This window comes from Pseudomonas vlassakiae, assembly GCF_014269035.2.
Classification (GTDB): Bacteria; Pseudomonadota; Gammaproteobacteria; order Pseudomonadales; family Pseudomonadaceae; genus Aquipseudomonas; species Aquipseudomonas vlassakiae.
Window position 1 is genome coordinate 381,080 of the sequence record NZ_JABWRP020000002.1, and the last position, 16,263, is coordinate 397,342.

Genomic DNA, 16,263 nt, shown 5'->3' on the forward strand with positions numbered 1-16,263 from the left:
CGATGCGATTTCAGCTGTCGTAGCCGAGGTTAGGCGCCAGCCAGCGCTCGCTCACGCTCACCTCCTGGCCTTTGCGCGCGCTGTAACGCTCGATCTGGTCCTTGTCGACCTTGCCCACGGCAAAGTACTGCGCCTGCGGGTGGGCGAAATACCAGCCGCTGACCGCCGCCGCCGGGAACATCGCGAAGTGCTCGGTGAGGAACACGCCACTCGGGCCGGTTTCGCCGATGGCGGTGCCATCGAGCAGGCGGAACAGGGTTGCCTTCTCGGTGTGGTCCGGGCACGCCGGGTAGCCGGGGGCAGGGCGGATACCGCTGTATTGCTCCTTGATCAGCGCCTCGTTGTCCAGCTGCTCGTCGCGGGCATAGCCCCAGTGCTCTTTACGTACCTGCTCGTGCAGCCACTCGGCACAGGCCTCGGCCAGGCGGTCGGCCAGGGCCTTGACCATGATCGAGCTGTAGTCGTCGCCCTTGTCCTGGTACGCCTTGGCCACTTCCTCGGCGCCGATGCCGGCGGTGGTGATGAAGCCGCCGACGTAGTCGGTGACGCCGCTGGCCTTCGGCGCGACGAAGTCGGCCAGGGACAGGTTCGGCTTGCCATCGGGCTTGATGGTCTGCTGGCGCAGGTGGTGCAGGGTGGCCAGGGCCTGGCCGTCTGCGCCGTAGACTTCGATGTCGTCATCGGCAACCTGGTTGGCCGGCCAGAAGCCGAACACCGCGCGGGCGCTGATCAGCTTCTCGTCGATCAGCTTGTCGAGCATCTCGCGGGCATCCTTGTACAGCGCGGTGGCGGCTTCGCCGACCACTTCGTCGGTGAGGATGCGCGGGAACTTGCCGGCCAGGTCCCAGGAAATGAAGAACGGCGTCCAGTCGATGTACTCGGCCAGGGTCCGCAGGTCGATGTCTTCCAGCACCTTGACGCCGGTGAAGGAGGGCACTGCTGGCTGGTAGCCGGCCCAGTCGTACTGCGGCTTGGCGGCGATGGCCTGGGCGTAGCTCAGGCGCTCGGTGCGGGCGCTGCGGTTGGCGGTGCGCTCGCGCACTTCCACGTATTCCTGGCGGGTCTTCTCGACGAAGCCGGGCTTGAGTTCCTTGGACAGCAGCTGGGTGGCCACACCCACCGCACGCGAGGCGTCGGTGACGTAGACCACGGCGTCGTTGCTGTACTTGGGTTCGATCTTGACCGCAGTGTGGGCCTTGGACGTGGTGGCGCCGCCGATCATCAGCGGCAGGTGGAAGCCCTGGCGCTGCATTTCGCGGGCGACGTGGACCATCTCGTCCAGCGACGGGGTGATCAGGCCGGACAGGCCGATGATGTCGCACTTCTGTTCGCGGGCGGTCTGCAGGATCTTCTCGGCCGGCACCATGACCCCGAGGTCGACGATGTCGTAGCCGTTGCAGCCCAGCACCACGCCGACAATGTTCTTGCCGATGTCGTGCACGTCGCCCTTGACGGTGGCCATGAGGATCTTGCCCTTGGCTTCCGGCTTGTCGCCTTTCTCGGCTTCGATGAACGGGATCAGGTGCGCCACGGCCTGCTTCATGACACGGGCCGACTTGACCACCTGCGGCAGGAACATCTTGCCGGCGCCGAACAGGTCACCGACCACGTTCATGCCACTCATCAGCGGGCCTTCGATGACCTCGATCGGGCGTGCACACTGCTGCCGGCACTCCTCGGTATCTTCGACGATGAAAGCGGTGATGCCTTTGACCAGCGCGTGCTCCAGGCGCTTCTCGACGGGCAGCGAACGCCACTCTTCGTTTTCCACTTCCTTGGTCGCGCCGCCGCCCTTGTAATCGTCGGCAATCGCCAGCAGGGCGTCGGTGCCGTGCGGCGTGCGGTTGAGCACCACGTCCTCGACCTTTTCGCGCAGCGCAGCCGGGATCTCGTCGTAAATCTCCAGCTGGCCGGCGTTGACGATACCCATGGTCAGGCCGTTCTGGATCGCGTGGTACAGGAATACCGAGTGGATCGCCTCACGCACCGGGTTGTTGCCGCGGAACGAGAACGACACGTTGGACACGCCACCCGAACTCAGCGCGTGGGGCAGGTGATCACGGATGTAGGCGCAGGCCTCGATGAAGTCGACGGCGTAGTTGTTGTGCTCTTCGATGCCGGTGGCGACGGCGAAGATGTTCGGGTCGAAGATGATGTCTTCCGGCGGGAAGCCGACTTCGTTGACCAGGATGTCGTAGCTGCGCTGGCAGATTTCCTTCTTGCGCGCGGCGGTGTCGGCCTGGCCGACCTCGTCGAAGGCCATCACCACCACGGCCGCGCCGTAGCGCTTGCACAGGCGGGCATGGTGCTTGAACTGCTCGACGCCTTCTTTCATGGAGATCGAGTTGACGATGCCCTTGCCCTGGATGCACTTCAGGCCCGCTTCGATCACTTCCCACTTGGACGAGTCGATCATGATCGGCACGCGGGAGATGTCCGGCTCACCGGCGATCAGGTTGAGGAAGCGGACCATGGCGGCCTGGGAGTCGAGCATCCCTTCGTCCATGTTGATGTCGATCACCTGGGCGCCGGCTTCGACCTGCTGCAGGGCGACTTCCAGGGCTTCGGTGTAGTTCTCTTCGCGGATCAGCCGGGCGAACTTGGCAGAGCCGGTGATGTTGGTGCGCTCGCCGACGTTGACGAACAGCGACTGGCGGTCGATGGTGAACGGTTCCAGACCCGACAGGCGGCAGGCCTTGGCGATTTCCGGGATTTCGCGTGGCTTGTACTTGGCCACGGCCTCGGCGATCGCCTGGATATGGCCCGGGGTGGTGCCGCAGCAGCCACCGATGATGTTGAGGAAGCCGCTGGCGGCGAACTCTTCGACCACCGCCGCCATCTCTGCCGGGGTTTCGTCATATTCACCGAAGGCGTTCGGCAGGCCGGCGTTGGGGTGGGCAGACACATGGGTGTCGGCCTTGGTCGCCAGCTCTTCCAGGTACGGGCGCAGGTCCTTGGCGCCGAGGGCGCAGTTGAGGCCCACGGAAATCGGCTTGGCATGGCGCACCGAGTTCCAGAACGCTTCGGTGGTCTGGCCCGACAGGGTGCGGCCGGAGGCATCGGTGATGGTGCCGGAGATCATGATCGGCAGTTCGATGCCATCGTCCTCGAACACCTGTTGCACGGCGAAGATCGCCGCCTTGGCATTGAGCGTGTCGAAGATGGTCTCGATCAGGATCAGGTCGGCGCCGCCCTCGATCAGGCCACGGGTGGCCTCGATGTAGTTTTCCACCAGCTCGTCGAAGGTGACGTTGCGGTAGCCGGGGTCGTTGACGTCCGGGGAGATCGAGCAGGTCCGGCTGGTCGGGCCGAGCACGCCGGCGACGAAGCGCGGTTTGTCGGGGGTTTCCAGGGTCTTGGCATCGGCGACCTGGCGGGCGATGCGCGCGCCCTCGACGTTCAGCTCGTACACCAGCGATTCCATGCCGTAGTCGGCCTGGGAAATCTGCGTGGCGTTGAAGGTGTTGGTTTCGAGGATATCGGCGCCGGCATCCAGGTAGGCTTTCTCGATCGCCGCGATCACATCCGGGCGGCTGAGCAGCAACAGGTCGTTGTTGCCTTTCACGTCGCTTGGCCAATCGGCGAAGCGCGTGCCACGATAGTCGTGTTCCTCGAGGCGATAGCTTTGGATCATAGTACCCATGCCGCCGTCGAGGATCAGAATGCGCTCTTTGAGTGCGTGCTGGAGTGCTTGGAGACGAGCGCTGCGGTCGGACATAGGAACTACCTGGTCGGGCAAATATCAGAAGGTGCCGAATCATAACAAAGCTGCGCGGTTTTTAGGCGCATCGCCCTTTTGCATGAATTTTGTTCATGTTGAGTGACATCAAGGCACCCAAGGACGACCAGACAATCGTGATGGCTTCACTACCCAGGACTTTTCGCACATGGTGCATCGTATCCTTGCCAGCGTCTTCGCGCTGCTCATCAGTGGCGTGGCGTCAGGGCAAGCTCCCCAGTCGAGCCCGGTGATTTCCTACACCCGGGACATCCAGCCGATCTTCACCGAAAAATGCGTGGCCTGCCACGCCTGCAACGACGCTGCCTGCCAGCTCAAGCTGGAAAGCCCCGAAGGTGCGGTGCGTGGTGCCACCAAGGTGCCGGTGTACCAAGGCGAACGCAGCAAGGCGGTGGCCCCCACGCGGTTGTTCTACGACGCCCACAGTGAAGATGAATGGCGCAAGAAGGGCTTCTATTCGGTACTCGACAACCAGGGTAGCCAGGCGGCGCTGATGGCACGCATGCTCGAGCTGGGGCACAAGACCCCGCTCACGCCCAATGCCAAGCTGCCTGACGAGATCGTCCTGGGGCTCAACCGCAACAACATGTGCCCGCTGCCGGAAGAGTTCGATGGCTATGCCGGCGCCCACCCCAAGGAGGGCATGCCGCTGGCGGTCACCGGCCTGACCGACAAGGAATACCAGACCCTGCAGCGCTGGCTGGCGGCCGGCGCGCCGGTCGAGTACCAGCCGATCCAGCCAAGCGCAGCCGAGGCCAGGCAGATCGCCGACTGGGAGGAGTTGCTCAACCGCCCGGGCTCCACCGAGGCGCTGGTCGGCCGCTGGCTGTACGAGCACCTGTTCCTGGCGCATATCTACTTCGTCGGCGGCGAGCAGGGCCACTTCTTCCAGTGGGTGCGTTCGCGCACGCCAAGCGGCAAGCCGGTCGACATCATTGCCACGCGCCGCCCCAATGACCCGCCGGGCACCGACTTCTATTACCGGCTGATCCCGGTACAGGGCGTGATCGTACACAAGACCCACATCACCTACCCGATGGGGCCGCAGAAGCTCAAGCGCGTCAAGCAGCTGTTCTACGCCGGCGACTGGCACGCCACGGCGCTACCGGGCTATGGCCCACGCCACCGGGCCAACCCGTTCGAAACCTTCGAGGCGATACCGGCCGTGGCGCGTTACCAGTTCATGCTGGATAACGCCGAATATTTCGTGCGCACCTTCATCCGTGGCCCGGTGTGCCGCGGGCAGATCGCCACCGACGTGATTCGCGACAACTTCTGGGCGTTGTTCCAGGAGCCGGCCCACGACCGTTACATCACCGATGCCAAGTACCGCGGCGAAGCCACGCCGCTGCTGGCCATGCCGGGGCAGATCGACGATGTTGGCAGCGTGCTGAACCTGTGGCATGCCTACCGCGACAAACGCAACGATTACGAGAAATTGCGGCGTGAGGCCTATGCCGAAATGCCGGCTCCGGGCTGGGCAACCCTGTGGGCCGGCAACGACAATGCGCTGTTGAGCATCTTCCGCCACTTCGACAGCGCTTCGGTGACCAAGGGCCTGATCGGCGACGTGCCGTTGACCGTCTGGTTGTTCGACTACCCGCTGTTCGAGCGCACCTACTACCAGCTGGCGGTCAACTTCGATGTGTTCGGCAACGTCTCGCACCAGCTGCAGACACGCCTGTATTTCGACCTGATCCGCAACGGCGCCGAGGTCAACTTCCTGCGCCTGATGCCGGCCGACCAGCGCAGCGACATCCTTGGCAGTTGGTACCAGAACAGCGGCAAGGTGAAGATGTGGCTGGACTACGAGGACATCGACACCGACACGCCGAGCGGCATCAAGCTCGACCCGCGCGACCCCAAGCGCGACTTCGGCCTGAAGCTGCTGCAACGTACCGCCAGCCTCAACGCTGCCCCCGACCCGATCAACCGCTGCACCGGCGCGTACTGCTCGCGGCCGCAGATGAGCGAGGAGTTCCGCAACGTCGAGCAGTCGCTCAGCCGCTTGGTGTCACGCCCGGCCGCCGGCCTGAAGGTGATCGGCCAACTGCCTGAAGCGACCATGCTGCGCATCGAAGGCGAGGGCGGCCAGCGCCAGGTCTACAGCCTGCTGCGCAACCGCGCGCACAGCAACGTGGCGTTCCTGCTCGGTGAGGCTTACCGCTACGTGCCCGGGCTGGATACCCTGACCCTGTACCCGGGCGTGCTCAGCAGTTACCCGAACTTCATCTTCAACATTCCGGCCAGGGATGTGCCGGAGTTCGTCGAGGACATGGAGTACGCCAAGGATGACCCGGCGAGGTTCGAGCGCATCGTCATGCGTTGGGGGGTGCGCCGCAGCCATCCGGAGTTCTGGCGCTACTTCCATGACCTCAATACCTATATCAAGGAAACCCAGCCGGTGGAGGCCGGCGTGCTGGACATGAACCGCTACGAGAACCTCTGATCGGTTGGGCTGACCTTTCCGAATACGCTGCGGTCGGAACTGGTGGGTGGTCCTGATCGATTGCAGGGGGCTGCTTTGCAGCCCTTCGCGGGTAAACCCGCTCCTACAGGTAGTGCGCTGGTCTTGAAGTCAGCACTGTCCTTGTAGGAGTGGGTTTACCCGCGAACGAGTGCGCAGCGCTCGCCTCGGCACTCGATGTGGGCCTCAATGCACCGGCAATCGCAGGTATTCCATGCTGTATTCGCTTCAGGCACTGCGGGCGTTCGCCGCCTGGGTGGTGGTCTGCCACCACTTCATGCAAATCTTCTTCGACTTCCATGCCACCGGCCCCATCGGCCAATTGCTCACCGACCGTGGCGCGGTAGGCGTCGACATTTTCTTCGTCATCAGCGGGCTGGTGATCTACCTGTCGACCCGCGACAAACCCATCGAACCTCGCCAGTTCCTGCTCAACCGGGCCTTGCGCATTGTCCCGGCCTACTGGTTCTACACCGCGCTGATGGCGTTACTGTTGCTGGCCTTCAGCCAATGGATGCCGCACCAGGCCTTCGACTGGCATCACCTGCTGCTGTCGCTGCTGTTCATCCCGGCGGAAAACCCCGGCGGCTACGGTTTGTACCCGACCCTGAACGTAGGCTGGACGCTGAATTTCGAGATGTTCTTCTACCTGTTGTTCGGCCTGGCCTTCCTGGTGCGCCAGCGTCATCACCTGGTGCTGGTGACCGCTGCGCTGCTGCTGGTCAGTGAAGTACTCGGACGCGTGGGCGTGCTCAGCCGGTTCTACAACAACGACATCATCTATGAATTCCTGCTGGGCATCGGCCTGGGCGTGATCCATCGTCGCGGCCTGATCCGCGAAGGGCTGTGGTTGCCGCTGGCGGTGCTGGGCGTGGCGGGTTATGCGATCTATCACCTGGACGCTGCGCAGCGCCTGCTGCACTGGGGCGTGCCAAGCGCGATGATCGTGCTGGCGTTCATCGCCCTGGAGCCGTACTTCAGGGGCAACCGCCTGCTCAAGGCGCTGGGTGACTGCTCCTACTCGGTGTACCTGATCCACGTGCTGGTGCTGTACGCCGGCTGGTTCGCCTGCCAGCGCCTGCGCCTGAACCCGTACCTGGTGTTCGCCTTGTGCGTGCCGTCCATTGGACTAATGTCGTGGTTCAGCTATCTGTGGCTGGAGCGCGGCCTGTACCGGCGGATGCAGGCGTGGCTGGCCGCGCCACGGGAGCAAAGCCCGGCATTTGTGCTTTCCCGAGTCAAATACTAGGACTTTGTTCAAAGGCCAGGTTGGCGTACACTTGGGCGCAAGTCTGTGAGGAACTTCCATGAGCGCTATAACCATTACTGACGCCGCCCATGATTACCTGGCCGATCTGCTTTCCAAGCAGAACACGCCTGGCATTGGCATCCGTATTTTCATCACCCAGCCGGGCACCCAGTACGCCGAGACCTGCATCGCCTACTGCAAGCCGGGCGAAGAGAAACCCGACGACGAGCCGGTGGGCCTGAAGAGCTTTACTGCCTACCTCGACGCGGTCAGCGTGCCGTTCCTGGAAGACGCGCTGGTCGACTACGCTACCGATCGCATGGGCGGCCAGTTGACCATCAAGGCGCCGAACGCCAAGGTGCCGATGGTCAACGAAGACAGCCCGATCAACGAGCGCATCAACTACTACCTGCAGACCGAGATCAATCCCGGCCTGGCCAGCCATGGCGGCCAGGTGAGCCTGGTGGATGTGGTCGACGACGGCATCGCCGTGCTGCAGTTCGGTGGCGGTTGCCAGGGCTGCGGCCAGGCCGACGTGACACTCAAGGAAGGCATCGAGCGCACCCTGCTCGAGCGCATTCCAGAGCTCAAGGGCGTGCGTGACGTGACTGACCACAGTCAGAAAGAGAACGCCTACTACTGATCTTCAGAGGTCAAGGCTTAGCAACAAAGTGTTACGGTTTCAACCCCTGCGACAACAGGCCGCAGCCCGTGTTTAAAGGGCTGCGGGCCATCAGCGCCTTGGTCGGGTAGAAGCCCACTGGGTGTCATGCCAGAATGCCCCGGTTTTTCGGCCGGCCCGTCCCGAGGGTCGGCACCTTCCCTGTAAAGGTAGCCTGTAAAGGATAGTTTAATGACTGATCTGTTTACCCGGCGCGCGGTTGTCGCCGGCATGGGCGTTCTCGGGCTCGGCCTGCTGGCAGGCTGCAACCCGGCCCGGGGGCTCGAGTTCAAGTACGGCAAGAACATGAGCAATGAAATCCTGGGGCGCAAGTTCAGCCTCAAGGACCCCCAGGGCAATGTCCGTACCCTGTCGAGCTTCTACGGCAGCATGCCGATGATCTTCTTCGGTTTCACCCAGTGCCCGGCTGTCTGCCCGACCACCCTGGCACGCGCGGCACAGATCAAGAAGCTGCTGAGGGGCCGCGACCGCGAAATCTTCCAGGTGGTGTTCATCACCCTGGACCCGGAGCGCGACACCCCGGAAGTGCTCGATGCCTACGTCAAGGCCTTCGACCCGTCGTTCACCGCCCTGACCGGCACCCCGGAAGAAATCGCCGCGGTGGCCAAGGAGTTCAAGGTGTTCTACGAGAAGGTCCCGGCCGGTGACACCTACACCATTTCTCACTCGTCCACCAGCTACGTCTACGATACACGTGGCACCCTGCGCCTGAGCCTGGGCCATTCGCTGAATGCCAAGGAATGCGCTGAAGACCTGGCAACCCTGATGGAGATTTGCTAATGGCAGTATCCCTGCAACCGATCAAGCGCGGCCTGGCCGCCATCGCCCTGCTGGGCCTGGCCCTGCCGGCCCTGGCGCAAACCACCGTGAGCGACGCCTGGGTACGCGCCAGCGTGCCGCATCAGCCGTCCACGGGCGCCTTCATGACCCTGACCGCCAGCACCGACAGCAAGCTGGTCGGCGTGGCATCGCCAGTGGCCAAGACCGTGCAGGTGCACGAGATGACCATGAACGGCGACGTGATGGGCATGAAGGAAGTCAAGGCCGTGGAGCTGCCTGCGGGCAAGCCGGTGAGCCTCGACCCCAACGGCTACCACGTGATGCTGATGGGCCTGACCCAGCAGGTGAAGGAGGGCGAGAAGGTACCGCTGACCCTGACCATCGAAGATGCCAAGGGCACCAAGGAAACCGTGGAAGTGCAGGCAGAAGTACGCCCGCTCAACGCCGAGGCCGGCGGTGGGCATGACCACATGCACATGAACCACTGACCGACAAAAAGGGCCGCTTGAGCGGCCCTTCTTCGTTGTGCTGCGCGCCTCAGCTACGGAAGCGTGGCAGCGGCCTGTCGAGGGTGAGCGAGGTCAGGGTCTTGCGCACCTGTGCTTCGTCGGCCTCCAGCGCTTTCAGGCTGGCGCGGATCTTGCCCGCAGCGGGCACATCGCCCTGGCGGTCGATCCAGTCGGCAATTTCCTTGCAGGCACTGCTCAGGCAGGCTTGGCGCTGGTTCATCAGCGATATCAGGGTGGTGAGCTCTCTTTCGGACATGGCAGGATCCTCCGTTCAGCTCTGTCAGTGTAGCAGTGGCTGGCCAGCTTGCCTGAGGCCTGGCGTCGCGGGCGCTAACTGTGCAGGCAGGCGCTGCGATAGGCGCCTGGCGTCACGCCAAACGCCTGCTTGAACTGCCGGCTCAAGTGACTCTGGTCGGCAAAGCCCAAGGTAAACGCGACCTCTGAAGCCGCCAGGCCGCTTTTCAGAAACTCCCGTGCCCGCGCCAGGCGCCGTTGTTTCAGCCAGGCATGCGGCGGCAAACCGGTGGCCTGGCGGAACACCCGGGCGAAATGGAACGGCGAGAGATTGACTGCAGCCGCCAGGGCCTCCAGCGATGGCGGGTCTGCCAACTGGGTTTCCAGCAGTTCCCGCGCACGGGCCACCGCCAGCGGTTCGTTGCCGGGGGCCGTGGGCTCCGGGCAATGGCCGTGGCGTTGCACCAGCGCCAGCACCGCCTGGCGCCAGGCGGTCTGTTGTTCCAGGGCGCTGGCACCGGCTTCCGACAGCTGGTGCAACTGGCTGAAGGCCCGCGCCAGGCTCGGGTCCTGGATCACGCTGTCTTTGAAACGCGGCATGCCGTGCCGGCCCAGTTCCAGCTCGTCCAGCACGCCGGTCACCCGTTCGTGCTCGGGGTAGAAGCCCCGGTAGCGCCAGCCGGCTTCGTGGGCGGTGGCGCCGGTGTGCAGTTCGTCCGGGTTGATCAGCACCATGCTGCCGACCGGCGCCAGGTGTTCGCTGCCACGGTGCCAGAAGCGCTGCGCGCCCGATTCGATCACGGTGAACACGTAGCCTCCATGCACATGCGGGGCGAAGCGCTGCTGGAAGTAGCGCGCATGCAGCATCTCGACGTCGCCGAGGGCCGGCGCCTGCCAGAGGTGGGTCTGTTCACGCAGGGGCATGCTCATGCCAGCCAGCCGCGTAGCAGGAAGAAGATCAACATGCTCGCCAGCATGCTCAGCAACACGCTGCGGGTCAACAGCACCAGCGCAACGGCCACCAGTGCACCGAGCAGGTAGGGGTTGAGTGGGCTCAGGTCGAGCTGGTGGCCGGGCAGGAAGATGATCGGCCCGCAGATCGCGGTGAGCATGCCGGGCACGGCAAAGCCCAGGAACTGCCGGGCGTTGGAGCTCAGGCGCAGCGGCAGGCGTGGCTCCAGGAAGGCGTAGCGGTTGAGGAACACCACGGCGCCCATGGCGAAGATCAGCAGCCAGATCATGGGCGGCCTCCGGAAAATTTCTGACAGACGAAACCGGCGGCCATGCCCAGCAGGCCAGCGGCGACCAGTGCGGTCTCCCAATGCCAGTAACTGAACAGCACCGAGCAGAACAGCGACACCGCCACGCACACCACGGTGGCGAGGTTGCGCACCAGCGGCGCGATCAGCGCGACGAAGGTGGCGACGATGGAAAAGTCCAGGCCGAGCTGGTCGAGGTGCGGGATGTTCTGGCCCAGCACGATGCCGGCCAGGGTAAACAGGTTCCAGGCGACGTAGAAGGTCAGGCCTACACCGAGCGCATACCAGCGGTTGAACTGCTGCTGGTCGTAGTGGCTGGTAAGGGCGAAGAATTCGTCGGTGAGCAGGAAGCCCAGGCCCAGCCGCCAGCGCAACGGCTGGTTTGACAACACTGGGCGCATGGACAAGCCATAAAGCAGATGCTGGGACGTCAGCAGCAGGGTGGTGAGCAGGATCGACAGCAGGTTGGCGCCGCCCTTGAGCATGCCGATCGCGACCAGCTGCGCGGCACCGGCGAACACAATCGCCGACAGCCCTTGGCCTTGCCAGGCACTGAGGTTGGCCTCGATGGCCATGGAGCCGGCGAGCAGGCCCCAGGGGGCGACGGCCAGGGACAGCGGCAGGATGGCGATGGCGCCGTGCAGGAAAGCTTGGCGGGCAATGGGAGGACTGCTGGGCATGATGGCTGCGGCACATTTTGCAAGGTAGGGCAGCATGCCAGAGCGGTGGGGTGGGTGGCTTGAACGATCTTGCTTGTTTGTCGCCTGTGCTGGCCCCTCGCGGCTGAAGCCGCTCCTACAGGGGCAGCGTCAATCTGTAGCAGCGATTTTAGCTGCAAAGGGCCGGGGGTAGGTGATTACCGCTTGGTCAGCCGCTGCTGCGCCGCCACGCAGCCATTGATCTCCACAGCCTTTTGCAGCAGTGCCTGGCGATGCTGTGGATCGAGGTCACTCAGCAATCGGTAGACCTCGGCCTGGTAGTCGCGCTGGCGCCCCCACTGCATCTGCAACCCTTGCGGGCGGCTGCGGCTGCAGGCCAGGCGTGCGGTGGGTTGCGGGAAGTACGGTGCATACAGGGTCGCCATGCCCGGGATCGCCTCGAGGGCTTCGCGGTAGGCCGGGCTGGCATTGTAGGGTTGGCACCAGGTTGCAATTGCAACCGCTGGTGGTGCAAAGCCTTGTTTCAGGCTGGCCTGCAGCAGCGGGCAGGCGGCATCGGCGATCTGTGCTGCGGGCAGGTAGGTGGTGTAGTACAGCGCCAGGCGATACTGCGCCACCGGGTGGCCAAGCTCGACCGACTTTTTCAGCAGGGCCACTGCCGTCGGCAGGGTTTGTGCCATCGCCCGGCCCTGGCGGTTAAGTTCCGGGTCGACGCCGATGGCAGTGCGCAGGGTGCTGTTGTCGTCCGGGCTGTCGGCTTGCTCCAGCAGCGGTAGCGCCTGGCGGTAAAGCAGGTCGGCGTGCGGGTCGATACGGACTTCGAGCGCGTGCGCAGCCATCGGTGTCAGCACGATGAACAGTGCCGACGCCACAAAGACGGGGTTCACAGGCGTGCCCCGTTCAATGAACGAGGCCGGCTGGCTGCCAGGCAGGGGGAAACGGCTTGATGAGTGATCACAACTGCGCGTACACCTCGGGCGAATCGGAACGACGGGGTATTCTATCGAAGCGAGGGTCAAAACCGAAACCCCGTGACTCGTCAGTCAGACGAGCTTGATCGGTGTGACCTTGCGCTGGCCGTGTCGTTCCTGGGCCAGCCCCAACTTGGCGGTAATCACCTTGGCCAAAGCATTGTTGCCCAGATCGTTCAAGTGCAGGCGGTCGACGAACAGATCGGCACCGAATACCGGCGAGCTGCTGAGCATGCTGTTCATGTCGTAGCAGGGCACGGGGTCTGCCTGGCTTTTGATGCGACGGAAGAAAGCCATGTGCAGCTTGCTGTCGAAGGCACCGTCGAGCAGGCGGTCGAAATTCCCCGGTTGTTGCTCGAGGGCGGCCAGCATCGCCAGTTCCCCCGCCGGCAGGGTTTCTCGGCACCAGGGCAGCAGGGGCTGGAGGATGAAGGTCAGGGTGGCGTGACTGTCAGCCAGCATCCGTTCCCATTGGCGCAAGGTGCGGGCGATGCTGTCGGCCGCGCGTGCCAGGCGCTTTTCCGGGGCGGACAGCGACCAGTTGGGGGCAGGGTCGTTGCGCCGTGGTGCCAATGCCTGGCCCAGGCGCTGCCACAGCGACTCATGGCGCGCTGGGCCCGCGGGTGGCATGCCCTCGTTGAAACTGTTCAGGTAAGCCTGGTGAGCCTTGGCCTGCTGCGGGTCATACGGGCCGGCCAGGACCTCGCCGAGGGCTTCATGGGCCAAGGTGTTCAGGCCGCTGAGCAGTACCACATGGCCCACTTCGCCGAAGCGATGCTGGTGGGTCAGGAACAGCAACAGCTCCTGGCTGGCGTTGAGCCCGCAGCCGGCCAGGCTCAGCCATACCTCGCCGGTCAGCATCGACAGGTGCGAGGCTACCGTATGTTCGTCGCAGCTGGCGCCGATGCCCAGGGCGGTCGAGCCGCCGACCAGCAGGTTGATGCGCGAGGCGGCACCGCGCTCGGCAACCGAGAAGCGCTTGCCGGCGCAATGGCTGTAGCGCAGGCCAAGGGCGTCGGTGTTGATGGTGCAGGAGCGGTAGCCGCTCTCGTGCACATGCAGGGTGTGTGGGGCGCGGCGATTACCCAGCAGCAGAAAGCGCTGGTAATCATGATGCAGTGGCGAAGCGAGACCCTGGACATGCGTGCTGGGTGTCATGGGCGCTCCTTCTCGGCAGGCGTGGTGGCGGGCGTTCAGCCCGCCAGTTCCTTGAGGTTGTAAGCCAGGCCACCGGCGGCGATCAGCAGCAGGACGACGCCCGAGGCCAGGGATATAAGGCGGTTGCTGCGCTGCGAGGTGATCTTGCCGATGGCAAAGATGTACAGGCTGAGCACGGCGAAATCGATCAGTACCCACAGCAGCGACAGCACCACCATGCTCTTGCCGAACGATTCGGTGATCTGGATGAACTGGGGAAAGAAGGCGATGAAGAAGATGATGTCCTTCGGGTTGGAAATACCGACCATGAAGCCTTGCCACAAACCGCCGCGCCCGGCTTTGGCCGGTTGCAGCTCGGCTTCGTCGACGGCAGGCGCCTGCAGGCACTCGCGCAGGGTGCCCACGGCAATGTAGCCAATGAACAGGCAGCCCAGCAGGCTCATGCCACTGAGCCAGGCCTTGTCGATGGCCGCACTGGTGAGGATGACCCAGGCAGCGGCGCCGATCAGCACCAGTGACGCCCAGTTGGTGCCGACGGCGGTGAACATGGCCTTGCGCGAGCCAGAGGCTGCGGCGGTGTTGACGATCAGCGCCACCACCGGGCCGGGGGTGGCGATCAGCAGCAGCACGGTGAGTGCGTAAGTCAGTGTCAGTGCGGTATTCACGGTCAGTTCTCGATCAGAATGTCGGTTGTCGCGTGGGTGTGGGCATGAAACGGGCAGCGCGACGGATTGAGCGAGCCGGCTTCCTGCAGTTGGTACTGCTTCCATTCGAAGTTGTCGTCCTGGCCAAAGAAGCCGAGGGTTTCGGGCATGACCCCGTCGTTGTAGTGGCGCACGCGATCACGAATGCGGGCACGAATGCGTTGCCCGCTTTCGGTGCTGGCGTTGGCCACTTCGTCGAAGTTTTCCCGCGGGTTGATGACGAAGGTGATGTGCGGGCCGAGGTTGCGGCTTTTCATCTGCTGGTGGCCGGGGAAGTTCATGTTGATGAACAGCGGCATACCGGCGTAGCAGAACGACCAGGCGTTGTCGTGCGGGTCGGTGGGAACCGCTTGCGGCCACGGGTGCGGGTCACGGGCATGGACTCCGCGCAGTACTTTCCAGGCCAGTGCCTGTTGCTCGGCCAGGGTGCTGTCGGCGGCTGTTTGCAGAAACACCACCAGTGGGCTGCCGATGCGTTGCTTGATCGGCACAGGGGTTATGGTGCGTACATATTCGGCCAGGCCCTGGGCGATATCATCGGCCAGTTGTTCGGCGCGGGCGAAGAGGATGTGGCAGGATGCGCCGGCTACCGCCTTGCGCCCGAACAGGCACGGGAAGTCGGGGTTGGCGAGCACGCTGCGAAAATGGTGTAGGGTTTGATGCGTCCAGTGCTGAGTGTTCCGTACATGTTCATCGGCCAGCTCTAGCGCGTCCAGGCGATAGCAGTTTCCATAACCCGTAAACATGATTTCCCCAGGAGATTTAAGTAAGAGAGAGTTCCACACACATGCAGGCAGGTTGGAGACTTATCTGTGTTATTTACCTGCATTTTCTGAGACGCTCTTCACGTTGTAAAACGCGTGGAACTATGACCTACTATTAGTCTCACTCATGATTCGAGGGCATCATGTCGGAACGGATTCAAGCTTTGCACGCCCTGCGTGCTTTCGAGGTGGCCTCGCGCTACGGCTCGTTTACCCGGGCCGCTGAGGAGCTGGCCCTTACCCAAGGGGCGGTCAGCCATCACATCAAGACCCTCGAATCCATGTTCGGCTGCGACCTGTTCGAGCGCCGCGGCCCCAAGTTGAGCCTCACCGAGCATGGACGGCTGCTGGCTCAAGAGCTGAAGGTGGGCTTCAAGATCATCGAAAACGCCTGCGCGCTGCTGCGCCAGGACCGTTATGGGTTGCGCTTGAAGGCCCCTTCGACGCTGACCGTGCGCTGGCTGCTGCGGGCGCTGGACGGGTTCAAGAAGCTCGAAGACAACTGCAGCGTGCAGCTGTCGAGCGTGTGGATGGACATTGACTCGGTGGACTTCTACTCCGAGCCCTACGACTGCGCCATTCTCCTGGCCAACGGTCGTTTCCCGGCCGATGTCGAAAGCGTCAAGCTGTTCGATGAATGGCTGATCCCGGTGTGCCACCCGGACTACATGGCGCAAGCGCAACCGGAGCTGGTCGACCTGCGCCAGTGTGAATTCCTCCACCCATCGCCAGATCGCCGCGACTGGCGGCGCTGGCTGGCGCGCATGGATGCGCTGGACATCAGCATCGACCAGGGCCAGGTGTTCGATACCCTCGACCAGGGCATCTCGGCGGCGCAGCAGGGCCTCGGCATTTCGGTGGTCGACCTGGTACTGGCCAGTGCCGACCTCACGGCCGGGCGCCTAGTGACGCCGTTCAAGCATGCGGTGTCGACCGGTGACGGTTACTACATGACCTGGCTCAAGAGCAGCCCCAAGGCGCGGCAGATGCACAAGCTGCGCGACTTCCTGCTCAGCCAGGTGCCGCCGCTGGGCTACAAGGACATCAACTACCTGTACGGCTGAACGTGGCGACGTGGCACGGCCGCA

Annotated in this window: 15 protein-coding genes; 6 read left to right on the top strand and 9 right to left on the bottom strand. The window is 63.7% G+C overall.

The genetic code is table 11. The features are described 5' to 3' along the window. Nucleotides 1-10 precede the first annotated feature (10 nt). A complete protein-coding gene (gene metH, locus HU738_RS03950) occupies nt 11-3,718 on the bottom strand; it encodes a methionine synthase (RefSeq protein ID WP_186601053.1) in 3,708 nt (1,235 codons plus the stop codon). Nucleotides 3,719-3,887: 169 nt separating this feature from the next. On the opposite strand from metH, the gene HU738_RS03955 reads away from it, so the two are divergent. The 5 genes from HU738_RS03955 (at nt 3,888) to HU738_RS03975 (ending at nt 9,405) form a co-directional block, all read left to right on the top strand. After that, nucleotides 3,888-6,188, top strand: coding sequence for a fatty acid cis/trans isomerase (locus tag HU738_RS03955; RefSeq protein ID WP_186601054.1), 2,301 nt, complete (start codon nt 3,888-3,890; stop codon nt 6,186-6,188). 232 nt (nt 6,189-6,420) lie between these two features. Then, nucleotides 6,421-7,455 carry an acyltransferase family protein gene (locus tag HU738_RS03960; RefSeq protein WP_186601055.1) on the top strand — a complete coding sequence of 345 codons (1,035 nt, stop codon included), beginning with the start codon at nt 6,421-6,423 and terminating at the stop codon, nt 7,453-7,455. A 58-nt stretch (nt 7,456-7,513) separates the two neighbouring features. Then, nucleotides 7,514-8,098, top strand: a complete 585-nt coding sequence (gene nfuA / locus HU738_RS03965) for a Fe-S biogenesis protein NfuA (protein ID WP_016393607.1) — start codon at nt 7,514-7,516, stop codon at nt 8,096-8,098. Between the two features lie 210 nt (nt 8,099-8,308). After that, nucleotides 8,309-8,917: an SCO family protein gene (locus HU738_RS03970; protein WP_152956029.1), complete on the top strand. Its 609-nt coding sequence runs from the start codon at nt 8,309-8,311 to the stop codon at nt 8,915-8,917. Beyond that, nucleotides 8,917-9,405: a copper chaperone PCu(A)C gene (locus HU738_RS03975; protein WP_186601056.1), complete on the top strand. Its 489-nt coding sequence runs from the start codon at nt 8,917-8,919 to the stop codon at nt 9,403-9,405. The genes HU738_RS03970 and HU738_RS03975 overlap by 1 nt, the downstream gene beginning before the upstream one ends. Before the next feature lie 49 nt (nt 9,406-9,454). On the opposite strand, the gene HU738_RS03980 is transcribed toward HU738_RS03975, so the two are convergent. The 8 genes from HU738_RS03980 to HU738_RS04015 all read right to left on the bottom strand — a co-directional run bounded on the left by HU738_RS03980 (nt 9,455) and on the right by HU738_RS04015 (nt 15,157). Then, nucleotides 9,455-9,682 (bottom strand): hypothetical protein, encoded by a 228-nt coding sequence (locus HU738_RS03980; protein ID WP_027593874.1) that lies wholly within the window; start codon nt 9,680-9,682, stop codon nt 9,455-9,457. 74 nt (nt 9,683-9,756) lie between these two features. Beyond that, complete coding sequence (locus HU738_RS03985; protein ID WP_186601057.1) at nt 9,757-10,590, bottom strand: AraC family transcriptional regulator; 834 nt, start codon at nt 10,588-10,590, stop codon at nt 9,757-9,759. After that, nucleotides 10,587-10,901 carry an AzlD domain-containing protein gene (locus HU738_RS03990; protein WP_176508986.1) on the bottom strand — a complete coding sequence of 105 codons (315 nt, stop codon included), beginning with the start codon at nt 10,899-10,901 and terminating at the stop codon, nt 10,587-10,589. Before HU738_RS03990 ends, HU738_RS03985 begins: the two co-directional genes overlap by 4 nt. After that, entirely contained in the window at nt 10,898-11,599 is a 702-nt protein-coding gene (locus tag HU738_RS03995; RefSeq protein ID WP_176508985.1) for an AzlC family ABC transporter permease, read from the bottom strand. Before HU738_RS03995 ends, HU738_RS03990 begins: the two co-directional genes overlap by 4 nt. A 176-nt stretch (nt 11,600-11,775) precedes the next feature. Beyond that, nucleotides 11,776-12,417, bottom strand: coding sequence for a sel1 repeat family protein (locus tag HU738_RS04000; RefSeq protein WP_186601162.1), 642 nt, complete (start codon nt 12,415-12,417; stop codon nt 11,776-11,778). Between the two features lie 204 nt (nt 12,418-12,621). Continuing rightward, nucleotides 12,622-13,707, bottom strand: coding sequence for a hypothetical protein (locus tag HU738_RS04005; protein WP_186601058.1), 1,086 nt, complete (start codon nt 13,705-13,707; stop codon nt 12,622-12,624). A gap of 35 nt (nt 13,708-13,742) precedes the next feature. Next, nucleotides 13,743-14,372, bottom strand: coding sequence for a LysE family translocator (locus HU738_RS04010; protein ID WP_186601059.1), 630 nt, complete (start codon nt 14,370-14,372; stop codon nt 13,743-13,745). A 2-nt stretch (nt 14,373-14,374) separates the two neighbouring features. Further along, nucleotides 14,375-15,157 carry a YqcI/YcgG family protein gene (locus HU738_RS04015; RefSeq protein ID WP_186601060.1) on the bottom strand — a complete coding sequence of 261 codons (783 nt, stop codon included), beginning with the start codon at nt 15,155-15,157 and terminating at the stop codon, nt 14,375-14,377. 161 nt (nt 15,158-15,318) lie between these two features. Between HU738_RS04015 and HU738_RS04020 the strand changes: the two genes are divergently transcribed. Beyond that, nucleotides 15,319-16,239, top strand: a complete 921-nt coding sequence (locus tag HU738_RS04020; protein ID WP_186601061.1) for a LysR substrate-binding domain-containing protein — start codon at nt 15,319-15,321, stop codon at nt 16,237-16,239. Nucleotides 16,240-16,263 lie beyond the last annotated feature (24 nt).